The organism is Bacteroidota bacterium (assembly GCA_008933805.1).
In the GTDB taxonomy this organism is placed as follows: Bacteria; Bacteroidota; Bacteroidia; order UBA8524; family UBA8524; genus SB11.
Genome location: WBUH01000013.1, coordinates 40,394 through 58,441 on the forward strand (window position 1 = coordinate 40,394; position 18,048 = coordinate 58,441).

An 18,048-nucleotide genomic window follows, 5' to 3' on the forward strand; every position below is an offset into this window, starting at 1 on the left:
ACCGTTTAGAATATTTTAGGAACGCCCTTGCCTTGGTAATCGCAAATGTTTTTGTTGAGCCCTGCAAGGTCGTTTCTGCATTTGCTTAAATTGAAGAGAATGATGTTTATCTCGTGGGTGAAGAAATTACCGCTAGATACCCCTTTAAAGTTCGTATCAAAGCTATAAGTCATCCGTAATGAGGTTTCTTTTGACAAGTCAAACTCATACCCCGCAAAAAACACTACCGCATCGGTTTGTTTGAAATAGTAGTTAACGGGATTTATACGGTACGATGCGCCGCCAAACACCTTACGGTTAAGATACATAGCATTGATATCAAACACCTTGTGATTGCTCAACTGCAAGTTTTGCCCCAAATAACGGAACCCGGGAATAATGTAGTTATACTTACTCAACGGGATTAAAACGCCGCCGTGTACAGTTAGTTTTTTAGGCATAATCCCATTTACCAAAAGTCCTTCCTGCGGCTTAAAAATATGGTGTATGGCCGCACCCAAGTGCATACTCATATCCATGCGTTTGCTAATGTATAAACGTTGGCGCCACAAAAATCCTGCGGCAAAATCAACATTATTTACAGGCTTAATATCAGGGTTCACCTGTGCCGATTTAGGTAAAACAACCCCCATTACAGGGTCAAGCTGGTCGCCAAACACCAACTTATCCCAATCAATACTTCGGCTGATGAATGTGGTTTGCAGGGCAAAACTAATAGCCCCCGCAGTATGATCTTTACGCCTGCGTGAAAAACTAAACGGGTTGTGTACAGCAAACACAAAGCCGCCCTCAGTAGATTTAAGCCTGCCATCACCCTCGGTATTACTCATAGCAACCAAACCCAACCCAATACGCGGAAACGCACAAGGCTTAAAATCATAAGTAGCCGTAGTGGTTACATAATGACGGGGCAAGGTACGCCACATATTACGGTGGGTAAGTGCCACGCGATGCCCTTCATCCACACCAACAAAGGCAGGGTTCAAGTAAACGCGATTATTAAATATCTGCGAAAACGCAGGGTCTTGCCCGTAAGCAAATCCCCCAAGTAATACTCCTATAAACAGTATATAAAACCTTTTCACCTTATTAATCAACGTATCAGCGTTACTGTACCCTCCCTATGGTACTTACCGTTAGGGCCTTTTTGACCGGGCCAAATTGAACCATCCAAAAATTCTGCTTCTGCCTTCCACACATACACATCCTGCGGACAGGGTGCTCCATCGGTAAATCCATCCCAGCCCACAGCAGGCTTAGTATCAATCAAATCAGTGGTTTCCCACAGCAATTTACCCCATGCATCGTAAATACCCAACCGGTATGTTTTTAATGATATACCTACCGGTAAGAACGTGCGAACATCGGGCCCACCCGCACCCGGAGTGAAGGCATTGGGCACAAACAATCCTTTAAAGAATGGTAACTCAATAAAGGTTTGTGCGGTATCGCGGCAACCGTCAATAGTGGTAATGTATTGTGTAATTAAATAATTACCTGTAAACGTGTACCTGTGTGTAGGACTGGGCTGTGTGCTGGTATTACCGTCGCCAAAATCCCACAAATAAGTATTGGCATTTACCGATTGGTCTATAAAGGTTGCTTCTCCGTAGTTGGGTGAGTTACTGTTGGCAAAAGTATAGGTAAACGCCGCCGAAGGAACCGGATAAACAGTTACCCCCGTACCTACAAATACTGAATCAGAACAAGCACCTCCACTGGTTACTTTCAGCTTCACAGGGAATGTACCTGCTGTGGTATAAGTATGTGCCGGGTTTTGTTGGGTAGATGTATTACCATCGCCAAAATCCCACAAATAGGTAGTGGCAAATTGTGAGTTTGAACTAAAATTCACCTCCACTGGCGGACACCCGTCAGCTGTATCAAGGCTGGCTGTGGGAATAGGTCTGCGGAATACTTCAAACACGGCACTGGCAGTATCTTGACAGCCAAACTGGTTGTTTGCCCTAAGAACGGTGGTATAAGTACCAAAATTGGTATACGTTACCGACGGGTTGGTATTTGCTGAGGTAAGGGTATTTCCAAAATCCCAGAAATAGCCTGTTGCTCCTGTTGAGCCATTGGTAAAGTTGACCACCGAAGGCACATCGCAGAAGGTGCTGGTTTGTGTAAACGCAGCCACAGGGACAGGATGCACCTGTATCAAGCGGTCGGTAGAATCTTCGCAACCTCTTGCGTTACGCACAATCATGCGTGCCGTATAAACCCCTGTTGTAGTATAGGTATGAGTTGGGTTAATTACCGACGAGCCGTTGCCATCGCCAAACTTCCACGTTACAAATACTGAACCCGCGCTGCCATCGCTAAAGTTTACCCTATGTGGCGGGCAGCCTTGTGTGCTGTCAGCCGTTAATACGGGCACCGGTGGAGCATGAATGGTAATTGTATCCTGGAACTGGTTGGTGCAGCCGTTAATCGCCGATACAACAAACAATCGCACGGTATAGGTACCCGAATTGGGGTAACTGTACACAGGGTTGTTCAATACCGATGTATCACCGTTGCCAAAATCCCAACGGAAACCTGATATGTTAGTGGCTTGGCTTTGGAACTGTATGCCCTGCCCCTTACACTGGGTAGAAGGCACTTTGGTAAATGAAACCGCAGGCGGAGGCAAAACAGTAACGGTTAATTGGCTGGTATCTTGGGTACAATTATTTGCAATAAACTGTCTTACAATGTATGTACCGGGTGTATTAAAGGTATGCGAAGGATTACGGTTAGCCGATGTATTACCATCACCGAAATCGTAACTTAAACTGGTTGCACCTACCGAGAAATCGGTTACTTGAATGGTATGCGGTACGCAACCCACCAAACTATCAATACCAAAGAATGAACGGGCATTTTTAGGTTGTACAGTTACACGGCGTGATACAGTATCAAATCCGCACTTATTCTCAACACGCAGTCTTATCGTGAATGTACGTATTACCGAATCAGTAGTATAGGTGTGTGGTGGCGGGTTTTGTGCCGTACTGGTATCACCGTCGCCGAAATCCCAATAATACCTGTCGGGGAATGCCGTACTGGTATTGGTTATGGTAAATGTTTTAGGTGTACACCCGTTGTTTACATCTGTACCAAAGTTTGCCAGCGGTTTGGGGAATACACGCACAAGGCGAGTAACCAAACGGGTAGCACAAATATTGGTAGCACGCAAAGCAACGGTGTAAGCTGTATCAGCCAACAAGCTCTGCGGATAGGTAACAGGGGGTGGGGTAAATTGGGTGCTGGTAGTACCGTTTCCAAAATCCCAATCGTAGCTGGTAAACTCACCCGTACTGTTGTTTACAAAGTTCACTTGCAACGGAGCACAGCCTGTATCAGGCAAGGTAACCAATGCAGGGTTTGGCGGGCCTATGATGTGCACAATCATGGCAGCTGAATCTTCGCAACCATACACCGTTCTTGCCACTAATACTACACGGTAATAGCCGGGAGTAGTGTAATTATTGCGCCCTACCGAACCTGTAGATGTTTTACCGTCGCCGTAGTTCCAAACGTAGGTAGATGCGCCCACCGTACTGTTGTTATAGAATACATCGCGGTTAATACACTCTAACGTATCACCACTAAAGGCAACTATTGGCAATGGATGCACAGTAACAGGTTTAATAACACTATCACGGCAACCCCTGTCAGAGGTTACTATCAGTTTAGAAGTATAATTTCCGTTAGACGAATACAAGTTGCGGGGATGCTGCGAAGTGGAGCCATTACCATCTCCAAACGTCCATACCCAGTTGGTTAATGTACCCAATGCCACTGTTGACGAATCGGTGAAACGTGAACTGTCGCGGAAGCAAGCAGTAGTTACACCAAAGTTAGCCACTGGCTTGGGATGGATAACAATAGGTTTGGCAATGGTATCGCGGCAACCCCTATCCGTCACTACAATCTGCGTAACGTTATAAGTGCCAAAATTAAAATACGTATGTGCAGGATTTTGTGTTGATGAACCGTTGCCATCCCCAAATGCCCAGTTGCGCGCCGTGATACTACCTACTCCAACTTTTGAAGTATCGGTAAAGTTGCTTGCAAAACCGTAGCAGTTATCTTGGGTGCTAAATCCTGCAACAGGTTTAGGATACACCGTTACCGTTGTAGAAATGGTATCGCTGCCGCAATGGTTAGTGGCGCGCATAAACACCTTATAAGTACTGATGGTACTACCCGTAACAAAGGTTTCGGCAGGTGGATTCTGAGCGGTGCTGGTATTACCGTTGCCAAAATCCCAGAAGAAAGTTTGCGGGAAAGCAGTAGTTGCATTGGTAACCGTAAACACCGCGGGGCTACAACCTGCGGTTTGGTTGATGGTAAAATTAGCCACCGGTTTAGGGAATACCGTAATAGTATCTGTTACCGAACGTGTACCGCATATATTAGTAGCATTTAGCGTAACAAAATACAGCGAATCTATGGTGCGGCTTTGGGTATAGGTGGCCGTTGGCGGAGTAAACAAGGTACTGGTAGTGCCGTTACCCAAGTTCCAATTATAAGTGGTGTGTATGCCTACACTGTTGTTCACAAAGTTCACATTCAGCGGGGCACAACCGGTATCAGGCAACAACGTAAATGCAGGGGCAGGCGGGCTGATAATGCGAACTACCAATGCGGTAGAATCTTCACAACCATATACAGTGCGACCTACCAACACCACACGGTAATAACCGGGGTTTGCAAATGTATTGCTACCCACAGGCCCTGTTGAGGTATTGCCATCGCCATAATTCCAAACATAAGAAGCTACACCCGTTGACGTATTTGAATAATACACCGTACGACCGAAACACTCTACCGTATCACCCGTAAAGGCCATAATAGGCAACGGATGTACTGTTACAGGTTTGATAATACTGTCGCGGCAACCTTGGTTTGAGGTTACAATCAGTTTTGCATTGTAGTTGCCATTAGCTGCATACAAGTTTTTAGGATTGCGCAGGTTCGAACCGTTGCCGTCACCAAACGTCCATACCCAATTGGTAAGTGTGCCCAATGCAACTGTTGATGAATCTATAAATGATGAACTATCGCGGAAACAAGCTGCATTAACACCAAAGTTAGCAACAGGTTTAGGATGGATAACAATCGGTTTGGTTGTGGTATCTCGACAACCCCTATCCGTTACCACAATTTGGGTAACATTATAAGTACCGTGTGTAAAGTAGGTATGCGTTGCATTTTGTGCCGATGAGCTGTTACCATCGCCAAACGCCCAATTGCGTGTAGTGATGCTTCCCACTCCTACTTTAGAAGTATCGGTAAAGTTGCTCACAAAACCGTAGCAATTATCTTGGGTGATGAAGCCCGCAACAGGCTTAGGATAAACCGTTACCGTGGTTGAAACCGTATCGCTGCCACAATGGTTGGTGGCACGCATAAACACTTTGTAAGTGCTAATGGTGCTGCCCGTAACAAAGGTTTCAGCAGGTGGATTCTGGGCAGTACTGGTATCTCCGTTGCCAAAATCCCAGAAAAAGGTTTGTGGGAAGGCAGTGGTATTGTTGGTAACCGTAAACACAGCCGGACTACATCCTGCGGTTTGGTTAATAGTAAAGTTAGCCACCGGTTTGGGGAACACCGTAACCGTATCGGTTACTGAACGGGTTGCACAAATATTGGTAGCCCTTAATGTCACAAAGTACAATGAATCGATGGTGCGGCTTTGAATGTAAGTAGCCGTTGGCGGAGTAAACAAGGTGCTTGCCGTGCCGTTGCCAAAATCCCAATCGTAGCTGGTGTACAAACCTGTACTGTTGTTTACAAAGTTCACGTTCAACGGTGCGCAACCTGTATCGGGTACGAGCGTAAAGGCTGCTGTTGGCGGGCCTATAATACGAACCACCATTGCTGTCGAGTCTTCGCAACCATATACAGTGCGACCTACTAATACAATGCGGTAATAACCGGGTGCAGCAAACGTATTGCTACCTACCGAGCCTGTCGAGGTATTACCATCGCCATAGTTCCATACGTAGGTGGCTGCCCCTGTTGAATTATTTGTGTAGAATACCGTGCGGTTAAAACACTCTACCGTATCGCCCGTAAAGGCAATACTTGGCAGCGGATTCACCGTTACAGCTTTAAAGTTACTGTCAGAACAACCCAAATCAGAAACCACAATCAGTTTTGCAGTGTACGTTCCTGCATTGCTGTATAAATTTCTTGGGTTGGTGATTGAAGAACCGTTACCGTCGCCAAACGTCCAAGTTCTGCTCACTATGCTGCCTGAAGCCACAGTAGTTGAATCGGTAAACACCGTGCTGTCAAGATAACAAGCGGTGGTGGCACCAAACCTTGCGGCCGGTTTGGGGTAGATAGTAATAGGTTTAGTAATTGTATCGCGGCAGCCCCTGTCGCTTATTGCAATCTGGCGCACATTGTACGTACCGTGGTTAATATAAGTATTGGTGGGACTTTGTGCCGATGAGAAATTACCGTCGCCAAACGTCCAGCTCCAATTGGTTACACTGCCCGAGCCTACCCATGCACTGTCTGTAAAGTTACTGGTAAAACCAAAACAGTTGTTGGGAGCTGTAAATGCCGCGTGAGGAGTTGGGTATATGGTAAGATTGCGTGAGATTGTATCAGTACCGCAATGGTTAAAGGCGGTTAACCTAACCCTGTAAATGCTCACGCTATCCACCGTGGTATACACCGGTGATGTTGGGTTGGTTGCTGTGCTGGTAGTACCATTGCCTAAATCCCATATAAAGTTATCAGGAAAAGCAGTGGTGGTATTGGTAATGGTGAAGGTAGCCGGTGTGCAACCGTTGTTTACGTTAAAGGCGAAATTAGCAACGGGTTTGGGGAACACTCTTACCGAATCAACAGCTTGGGTAGTACCGCAAATGTTGGTGGCACTTAGTGTAATATAATAGGTAGAATCGTTTCGCTGGCTTTGGAAATACGTTACAGTATCAGGATTGAACAAGGCGCTTGATTGACCGTTGCCAAAGTTCCAATCGTAGCTTATGTGCAAACCGGTGGTTGCATTGGTAAACACCACTTTTAGCGGTGCACAACCTGTATCGGGTGCAAGGGTAAAGGCAGGCACGGGTGCCCCTATAATGCGTATGGTTCTTGCCGTAGAATCTACACAACCATAGGCAGTAGTAGCCACCAACACCACCCTGTACACACCGGGATTGGCATACGTGTTGCTTCCTACCGAGCTTGTTGAGGTATTACCGTCGCCGTAGTTCCAAACATAAGAGGCCGCGCCCGAAGTGGTATTGCTAAAGAACACATTGCGATTCACACAGGCCAAGGTATCCCCCGTAAACACAACCGTAGGCAGCGGGTTCACCGTAACAGCCTTAAATACACTGTCGCGGCAACCTTGGTTAGAGGTAACAATCAGTTTGGTAATATACACCCCGTCGGTAGCATAGGTATGGATTGGATTGGTTAGCACAGAGGTTGCACTGTCGCCAAAATCCCACGCACGGCTAATCAGACTACCCGTTGCTATGGTAGATGAATCGGTAAATTGTGAACTGTTTGGATAACAAACCGTGGTTACCCCAAAGTTGGCTGTTGGTTTGGGGTGAATTACAATAGGTTTGATCACTGTATCCTTGCAACCCCTATCGGTGGTTACAATCTGGCGAACGTTATAAGTACCGTGGGTAAAATACGTGCGGCTGGCATTCTTAGCCGAAGAAGTAAATCCATCGCCGAAGGCCCAAGCCCAGCTTACCACTGAACCGCTGCTCACTTTGGCAGTATCGGTAAAGGTGCTTGCAAAACCAAAGCAGTTGTTTTGCGAACTGTAGCCTGCCTGTGGTTTGGGATGCACGGTAATGCTTTGGCTTAATGAATCCCTACAACCGAAATTGGTAGTAACTATCAATTTAGCCGTGTAAGTACCTGCTACATATACTTTTGAGGGATTTTGCTGGGTAGATGTAGTACCATCTCCAAACGTCCAGCTAAAACCTGAATTACTACCCTGGTTAACGGTTGAACTATCGCTGAACATTGTAGGTTCGGGGTAACATACCGTAGTAGCTCCCCAATTAACAACAGGCAAGGGTTTCACGGCAATCTTCAACACGTTGCTAACCGTTGTGCACGAGCCTGATATTATCCTGCGGCGGTAATAGGTGGTATCAAATAACGCATCGGGCTGGTAATTGATGGTATTACTGGTGCCGATGGCCGTGCCCCAAGTGATGCTGTTGTTGGATTGCTGCCACAAATAAGTAAACGTGCCGTTACCACCGCCCGTAGCACCGCTGCCTAGTTGGGCAGGAGTTTGAGCGTAGCAAATGGTTTGGCTGCTGTTAATAGTATTATTAGTAATGGCAGGCGTTACGTGTATTTTTATGGGTGCTGATGTATCGGTGCAAGGCCCTGAGTTTACAACACGCCTGTACCAAGTAGTTACTGACAATGCAGGTGGGCCAAACCTATCCGCCGTTGCACCGCTGATATTTACCCAAGTTAAAGAGTCGGTACTGCGTTGCCATTGGTAGGTAAAGGTATTGTCGCCACCGCTAACTGTGCTGCCGGCTTGGCGTAAAGTATCAGGTGTACTGCCTTCGCAAATAAACTGCGGGGTATTAATTACGTTGTTTAAAATATCGGGCTTAACAGTTACCTGTTTTTCGGTTGAGTCTTTACACCCTTTATCAGAAGTGGTAACCAAACGGATGGTAAAAGTACCGTCGTTGGCATACGTATGCACAGGACTGTTTTGACTGCTGGTGTCCGCGGCATTCAGCAAATCAAATTTCCAGAAGTTATTAATAGTGCCGCTGCCAATGGTACTGCCGTTGGTAAAGGTGAAGACGTTAGGGCCAAAGCACTGCAATGTATCGTTAATAGTAAATGCAGGATTGGGTTTTGGGTACACATACACTGTTTTAGTAACCGAATCGGCGCACCCGAACACTGATGTTACCCGCAACTTCACAGGGTAAGTACCTGCAACCGTATATACCTTGGTAGGACTAGTTTGTACGCTGGTATCACCGTTGCCAAACGTCCAACGGTAGGTTAAACCCACCGCAGGGGTAATATTGCTGGTGTTGGTAAACGTAAAGCTGTTACCGTTGATACACTGGTCGGTATCGTTAATGTTAAACGCTTGTGCGGGTTTGGCGTACACTACAGTGGGTCTTGTGGCAGTATCGCGGCACCCGAAATTGGTAATGGCTATCAAACGTACCGTATAATTTCCGCTGGCGGTATATACTTTAGTCGGGCTGGTTTGGTTAGAACTATCCGCTGCCGATTGGCCGAAATTCCAGTTGTAGGTATTGCTGCCGCTGGCTACCGATGAGCCGTTGGTAAACACAAAGCTATTCCCGTTCAAGCACTGGTCACTATCGTTCATAGTAAACGCAGCCACAGGATTGGGGTGTACAAACACCGTTTTGGTAATACTATCTTGGCAGGCACTATCCGTAGTTACAATCAGTTTCACCTGATAATTACCCACGGCACTGTAAGTATGGCTGGCAGTAACTGCTGAGGCAGTGGCTCCGTCGCTCAAATCCCAGTTATATCCTGTAATGCTACCCGTTGCAACGGTTGAGGTGCTTGCATCAAAGCTGGTTAAATCGTCAAAGCAAGTATCGTTATGTTGGTAGGCCGCTACAGGTTTAGGGAGAATGTTTATCGGGCGGGTAGTACTGTCTTTACAGCCTTCGCCGGTAGTAACTATTAACTTAGGTGTGTATGCACCCGCTGCCGTAAAGTTGTTGGTTGCTGAAATGCCTGTATCGGTATTGCCGTCGCCGTAAATCCATTCGCTTTGTACAATACTTCCCACTGAAACAGTTGAAGAAGAAGTGAAGTTTGCATTGAACCCGAAACATACCGATGCAGTAGTATAAGCTGCCACGGGTTTGGGATGCACGGTAACTTTTACCACGTTGCTAATGGTAGGACAAGCCCCTGACGACACCCTACGACGGAAGAACCTTGTTTGGGTAAGTACTCCAGACTGGTAAGAAGTATCGGTTGCACCTCCAATGTTGCTCCAACTGGCTGAATCGGTGCTGATTTGCCATTGGTAATTATAAACTCCAAGACCACCTGTGGGCAGTGAACCTGCAAATTGTGCAGGAGCAAACCCTTCGCAAATAGTTTGGTTGGCGGTAATGGTGTTATTTCCGATAGACGGAGTAACAAATATCTTAACGGGTGCCGATGTATCTTCACAAGGGCCTGAAGTTACAATACGCCTGTACCAAGTAGTTACTGACAATGCTGAAGGAGCATACAAAGTATCGGTTGCACCGCCAATAGATGTCCAGTTGGCTGAGTCGGTGGTTTGTTCCCAACGGTAGCCAAAGGTATTATCGCCACCGCTAACAGGGCCGCTCAACGGCACCAAGGTATCGGGCGTTTCACCCTGACACAAGAACTGGTCAGTAGCAATATCGTTATTAATAATGTCGGGCTTAATCGTAACCTGATTTTCTACCGAGTCTTTACAGCCTTTATCAGAGGTAGCAGTTAAACGGATGGTATAAGTACCATCGGTAGCATACGATTTTGTGGGGCTGGTTTGTGATGAAGTATCGTTGGCAGTCAGTACATCAAAACGCCAAAAATGCGTCATCGTGCCACTGTTAATCACACTTTGGTTAGTAAACGTATATAGGTTGGGGCCAAAGCATTGCAAGCTGTCGTTAATATTAAAATCAGGCGACGGCTTGGGATACACATATACGTTTTGGGTAACACTGTCAGAACAGCCGTTTATTGATGTAACCACTAGCTTTACGGCAAACGTATCATCGTATGCATACGTTTTTGTGGGGCTGGTTTGAGTGCTGGTAGCACCATCGTCAAACGTCCACAAATAACTCAAGCCTACCGCAGGGGTAATATTACTGGTATTGGTAAATACAAAACTGTTACCGTTCAAACACTGATCGGTATCATTAATGGTAAACGCCTGTGCGGGTTTAGCATACACCGTCATGGGCTTGGTAACTGTATCGCGGCAACCGATGTTTGAAACAGCCACCAACCCTACATTGTAAGTGCCGTTGGCCGCATATACCTTGCTTGTATTAGTTTGAGACGATGTATCAGTTGCACTTTCGCCAAAATTCCAGCCGTAGGTAACCGTACCCGATGCAATACTGGTGGCATTGGTAAACACAAAGTTGTTGCCGTTTACGCACTGGTCAGTATCGTTGGTGGTAAAATCAGCCACCGGATTTGGGTACACAATTACCGATTGTGTAATACTGTCTCTACAAGCACTATCGGTAGTAACTACCAGTTTCACGTTGTAAGTATTAACCAACGTATAGGTTTTATTGGTAGTAACCCCACTGCCGGTGGTTGCGTCGCCAAAATTCCAACTGTAATTGGTAATGCTGCCCGTTGCAACAGCAGATGCAGAAGCATTAAAGCTGTGTTGGTAAGTATGGCAAGTATCGTTATACACAAACGAAGCCACTGGTTTTGGATGTACCCACAAGGTACGGGTAGTACTGTCTACACAACCTGAGTCGCTGGTTACAATCAATTTCGCTGTATAGCTGCCAACTGCGCCGTAAGCATTCTGCGGACCTGTAGTGCCGCTGGCGGTATTTCCGTCGCCAAACGTCCAGTTATATTGGGTGATAGCACCTGTTGCAATGGTTGACGTAGAAGTAAATGTTGCGTTTAAACCAAAGCACACCGAAGGTGCAGTAAACGAGGCCGCAGGTTTGGGATTAACGTTTACTTTAATCGGGTTGCTGATTACCGTACAAGAGTTTGAAGTAGCCAAACGTCTGTACCATGTAGTTTGGTTAAGTACCCCTGCTTGGAAATTGGTATCGGTTCCGCTTGTAATGTTTGACCATGAAGCAGAGTCAAGGCTAAACTGCCATTGGTACACAAACACACCGTTACCGCCTGTAGGGACAGTGCCGTTAAACTGTGACGGAGTGTATCCTGCACATTGGCTTTGGTTAGCGGTGATAATGTTATTGCCGATACCGGGTGTAACGGTAATTTTTATGGGGGCAGAAGTATCAGAGCAAGGCCCTGAAACAGCAACACGCCTGTACCATGTGGTAGCAAACAAAGCCGGAGGAGCATAGCTGGTTCCGGTTGCGCTGCCTATGTTACTCCAGCTAATTGAGTCGGTGCTTTGTTGCCATTGGTAGGTAAAACTACCGTCGCCGCCATTAATGGCAACGCCTGTATGTCGTAATGTATCGGGTATCGAGCCTGAACAGATGTTTTGCGCCGAAGCGATGGTATTGTTAGTAATATCAGGCCTTACGATAATATTTCTTTGGATAGAATCTTTACAGCCCTTGTCTGATGTGGCCGTCAAGCGCACGGCCAAATTACCCGATGCAGTGTAGGTTTTGGTAACGTTAGTTTGGGTGCTGGTATCCAAGGCATCCAGCAAATTCAATTTCCAAAAATAGGTTTGCGTACCGCTGGCAATGGTGCTGCTGTTTGAATATACAAACACGTTGCCGTTGTAGCACTGCAAAGTATCGTCGATGGTAAAGGCAGGATTGGGTTTAGGGTACACATACACCGTTTTCTCAATACTATCCGCACACCCATTTACTGAAGTTACTACCAAACGAACGGTATAGGTACCCTCTGCGTTATATGATTTTGTAGGATTGGTTTGGGTAGAGGTGCTACCGTCGCCAAACCTCCAAACGTAGGACAAGCCCACTACCGGGTTTACAGTGCTGCCATTGGTGAATATAAAACTGTTACCGTTCAAACATTGGTCGGTATCATTAATACTGTATGCAGGAGTAGGTTTTGCATACACTATTACGGGGTTAGTTACCGAATCGATACACCCGAAGTTTGAAGTAGCTATTAGTTTCACACTGTAGTTACCATTTACAGCATACGTTTTTGAAGTACTGGTTTGGGTGCTGGTATCGTTTGCTCCTTCTCCCAAATTCCATAAATAAGTGCTGCTGCCGCTGGCTATACTGGTGCTGTTGGTGTAGGTAAAGCTATTACCGTTTACGCATTGGTCGCTATCGTTAGTAGTAAAGTTAGGTACAGGACGAGGGTGAACTACCACTGCTTGGGTAATACTATCCCTGCAAGAATTATCAGTGGTTACAATTAGTTTTACGTTGTAACTGCCGTGCGCCGCATAGGTTTTGGTGGTTGTAACGCCGCTACCGGTGGTAGCATCGCCGAAATTCCATCCGTAATTGGTAATACTTCCCGCTCCTACGCTTGATGCAGAGGCATTAAACCCGTTGCCGAAACCCAAACAGGTATCGTTAGATACAAAAGAGGCCGTAGGCTTGTGGTGAACATTAATGGTTCGGGTGGTGCTATCGGTACAACTGCTGTCAGATACTGCAATCAGTTTTATAGTATAACTGCCTACCGAAGCATACGTGTGGCTTTGACTGCTGCCTGTGCCTCCGTTACCGTCGCCGTACGTCCAAGTATATTGGGCAATACTGCCCGTTGCAATGGTTGAAGTGGATGTGTAATTGGCTGCTAACCCTAAACAAACACTGGCCGTTGTAAACGAAACCGTAGGCTTAGGATTCACCAGCACTTTAACCACATTGCTGGGCTGTGTGCACACACCCGAAGTAACCAACCTGCGGAAATAGGTAGTTTGGGTTAATACGCCTGAAGTATAATCTATCGATTGTGCACCTACTATATTGTTCCAAGTGTTAGAGTCGGTACTGATTTGCCATTGGTAAGTAAAACTTCCCAAACCGCCTGCGGGGGTGCTGCCGTTAAATTGTGAAGGTGTAAAGCCCGCACATACAATTTGGTTGGCAGTAATGGTATTGTTAGTAATGGCAGGGGTAACCGTAATTTTAACAGGCACTGAGGTATCGGCACAATCGCCCGATGTTACCACACGGCGGTACCAACGGTTGGCTGTTAAAGCAGGTGGTTGGTAGTTAACCCCGGTAGCTCCTACAATATTCGTCCATACGGCTGAATCGGTGCTTTCTTGCCATTGGTAGGTAAATGCTCCGCTACCACCGCTTACGGATGCACCCGATTGCACAAGGCTATCCGGTGTTGAGCCTGAGCAAAGTCCTTGGTTGGATGCAACTACGTTGTTATTAATAATGGGGGTAGCCGTTACCTGATGCTGGGTTGAATCTTTACACCCTTTATCCGAAGTTGCAGTAAGTCTTACAATATAAGTACCCGATGCAGGGTAGTTTTTAGTGGGATTGGTGAGGTTAGATGTATCGGTTGTACCTGTGGGTACATTAAACTTCCACAGATACGTATTGCTGCCCGAAGCTATCGTTGTTCCGTTGGTAAATACAAACGAGTGGCCGGGGTAACATTGTATGCTATCATTAATAGTGTAAGCCGCTACCGGTTGAGGATACACATACACTGGCGTTGAAACCGAATCTTTACACCCCCCTGCGTTAATGGTAACCACCAACTTCACTATAAAGGTATCAGCCGTTGCATACGATTTTGAGGGTGCTGCAATGGTTGAACTGCTGCCGTCACCAAACGTCCATTGGCGGCTATACAATCCGCCTACTACCGATGTATCAGTAAAAATAAAGTTGTTACCGTTGATACATTGGTCGGTATCGTTAATATTGAAACCGGCCAAGGGCTCAGCAAACACGGTCATATTTGCCGATACCGAATCTTTACATCCCTGATCAGAAGTACCAATCAGCTTTACAGGAAACACCCCGTTGCTTGCATAGCTTTTAGTAGGGTTATTTAGTATCGATGTATCGGCCGGGTCTGAACTGAATTGCCATTTGTAGCTAACTGTCCCGCTGCTTATTGACGAGCCGTTGGTAAATACAAAGCTATTCCCGGTGAAACACTGTTCGCTGTCGTTTACGTTAAACGCCATATCTGGTTTGGGGAACAGGTAAACGTTTTTAGAAACTGAATCACGGCAACCGAAGTTTGAAGTAACAATCAGTTTCACCGCAAACGTATCGGCGGTAGTATATACTTTGGTAGGGCTGGTAGCAACCGATGTATCAGACGCTGTATTGCTGAATATCCATTTGTACGAAACCGTTCCCGACTGTATGCTTGATGTGTTGGTAAACGTTACACTGTTTCCGTTTAAGCACTGCATACTGTCGTTTATAGTAAAATCAGGTTCCGGAGCAGGACGGATGTACACATTGCGGGTAACCGAATCCCTGCAACCATTGTCTGACGTTACCACCAGCTTCACCGCAAACACACCCGTGGTATCGTACACAAAGGTTGGGTTAGCAAGTATCGAAGTATCTCCGGCCCTTTCAGTAAAACGCCAGTGATAAGTATTGCTGCCGCTGGCTATGGTAGAAGTATTGGTAAATAAAAAACTGTTACCATTTAAGCATTGGTCGCTATCATTAATGGTAAATAAAGGCGTTGGCTGTGGGAATGTAATTACTTGCTTGGTAATAGAATCAACACAACCAAAAGCACTGGCAACTAACAACTGTACATTAAAGGTATCGGCAGTTGAGTAGCTTTTAGTAGGGTTTTGGGCTGATGAACCCGTACCGTCGCCAAACGTCCATGTATAGGTAGTAATGGTTCCGCTGCTAATGGTTGAGGCATCGGTAAACGCAAAACTATGCCCCACTAAACACTGGGCACTGTCATTAATGGTAAAGTTTGCGTCAGGCAGTGGTCGCACCGTTATGGTTTGTGTGGTCGAATCGCTGCCGCACTCGTTTGTTATCTTTACCTTTATAGTATATGTTCCCGGAGTTGAGAGATAGATTGACGGATTATACGATGTAGAATCCCCTGACACATAAGTGTAGCTTCCTCCTGTTACCGTCCATTGGTAAGTAATACTGTCACCAAAATTCTCGTTGTAAATTACCCTATGCAGCAGGTTGGAAGCCAGCGTATCAAACGCCACTGTATCAGGCCCGCAAAATGCAACCGCACCGGGTAGTGTAACGTCGGGCACATCCCTTATTACCAAGGTATCAACTACCGTATCTTGGTCGCATCGGTTGCTGCCTATCAGTGTTACATAATAGGTGCCCGCAGTATTAAACTGAAAAGTAGGGGTTGGAGAAGTTAGGCTGCCTGATGTTACAGTATAACCGCTGTTGGGATTAATTATCCATTGGTAAGTGAGGTTATCACCTGTTGAGTTATTATTGGTAGTAATTATACTGTTTGCACAACCGCTGGTTGGATTTATATTCAATGTAAAATCAGCCAAGGGCGGCCTCATTATCCGCAAAATCCTGCGTATTGTATCATCCCCGCACACACTAAGCCCCGCTTGGGCAATGTTTCCTACTATCAGTTCTACTGTAAATGTTCCCGTATCTGTAAAATCTACTTGTAAAACCTGACTACCCCAGTTAGCAGGGTTGTTGTTCCAGTTACCGTGGTTACCGAAATAACCCGAATTCAACGTCCAGCCCGTTGCGGGGTAAATATTCCACAAACGGCGTGGGGTTTGGTTACAGCCGCTGTTTGATGACACACTACCTGTATCCGATACGTCCTCAATCGTAACTAAATCATTCAAACAAGCCGTATCATCATCTGGGTCAAAATCAATCTCAGCTTCGGGTTTGGTTGAAATATAAATAGGTCTGATAGTAGCACTGTTGGTACCGCAAGGGTTGGTAACCGACATTTCTGCTTGAAAAGCATTAGGAAAACCGGGGGTAGCAGTTCCGCACGAGGGAGTTAAAAAGGTTTTGCTTACACTGGGTGGCGGCGGGTGCGTAAACACCATGGGTGCCGTACCATCATTAAAGGTTAGCGTATATATTGAACCGGGTGCGTTATTACCAATACCCGTTGCTTTGCTGGTATCGATGGTAAAGGTAAGGCCGTAGGGGCGGCATCCTGAGGTACTACCTGAGTTACCGATGCTTACCCCGGGGTTACCACCGTTAAACACACTATAGGTACTTGTATCCTTACACCCTGCACCGTCTGTTGTGATAACAGTCATTGTAAACGCTCCCGATGTGGCGTACACGTGCGTTATCGTATCAAAAGATGACCCGAAATTTTGACTATTACCATCACCCCAATTGATTGAATACGAGTTATTGGTCGACATAGTAGTCGATACGTTATCAATCTGCAATGAAAAAGGAGACGATGAAACGTTACACTGAACAAACTTGGGGATGTTGTTAAAATCGTCGATGGCCGAGTTGGGGCGGCGACGTACATACACGGTTTTGGTAATAGTGTCCCTGCAATTACCGGGGGTAGTTGCAATCAACCGAACATTGTACGAAACAATCGCCGAAGTTCCTGTTACATCATAAGTGGTGGAAGGGTTAGTAGCCGTTGAGGTAAGACTGTTACCAAACGTCCAACTGTAACTTAATGAACTTCCCGTTGATGTATTAGAAAACGAAACTGTTGTTCCGGAGCAAGCCGTATCGGGTGCAAACGTAAAATCTGCATTGGGGTAATTATAGAAAGTAACAACCACCGAGTCTGAAAGTCGTGAACACCCGTTTTGAGTTACTCTTACCTTATAAGTTCCGGGCGAAGTAGCACGCAAAGTTTGCGAAGTAGCTCCGCTGCTATCAACCCCATCCTTCACCCACTGGTAAGTTAATCCTGCCCCACCATTTGCCGTTAATGTTACCGAGTCGCCCACACAAACATTCTGCAAGGTTGCAGGAGTGATGGATGCGCTAACATTTGTAATGGTAAATACCTGAAAAACGGTATCTGAACAAAACGACGGGTTATTAAAAAAACGAATCAGCCACACCGTATCGGTTAAAGCTGAACCAAAACTCTTGTTAACAGTATCTGAAGTGTATGTTGAATTATCGTTACCAAACACCCACAAAACACTATCGGGGGTAGCGCTGCCGGTATCAATAAATGAAATGGATTGATTTACACAATTTGGCGTAGATATAGAGAAGCCACTGTTTCCTGAACACTGCGCAAATACGGACTTTGCGAAGCCAAAAAACGCCAACAGTATGAAAGTAGATAGTAATCTGTTTTGCATAGTAAGGCCACCCTAAAATAGCGGCAAATTAACACGCCATTTTAAATTTTATGTAAATTGTTTTAAAATAAATACCTAGCGCCCTTGCA

2 protein-coding genes are annotated in these 18,048 nt (G+C 46.0%); both read right to left on the bottom strand.

What is annotated here, in order from left to right; genetic code table 11:
• Positions 1-5: 5 nt before the first annotated feature.
• The gene (locus F9K23_13185; GenBank protein KAB2914677.1) at positions 6-1,097 is read right to left on the bottom strand and encodes a type IX secretion system membrane protein PorP/SprF; all 1,092 of its coding nucleotides are present in this window, start codon (positions 1,095-1,097) and stop codon (positions 6-8) included.
• The gene (locus tag F9K23_13190) at positions 1,094-17,959 is read right to left on the bottom strand and encodes a PKD domain-containing protein (GenBank protein KAB2914678.1); all 16,866 of its coding nucleotides are present in this window, start codon (positions 17,957-17,959) and stop codon (positions 1,094-1,096) included. Before F9K23_13190 ends, F9K23_13185 begins: the two co-directional genes overlap by 4 nt.
• Between the last annotated feature and the right edge of the window lie 89 nt (positions 17,960-18,048).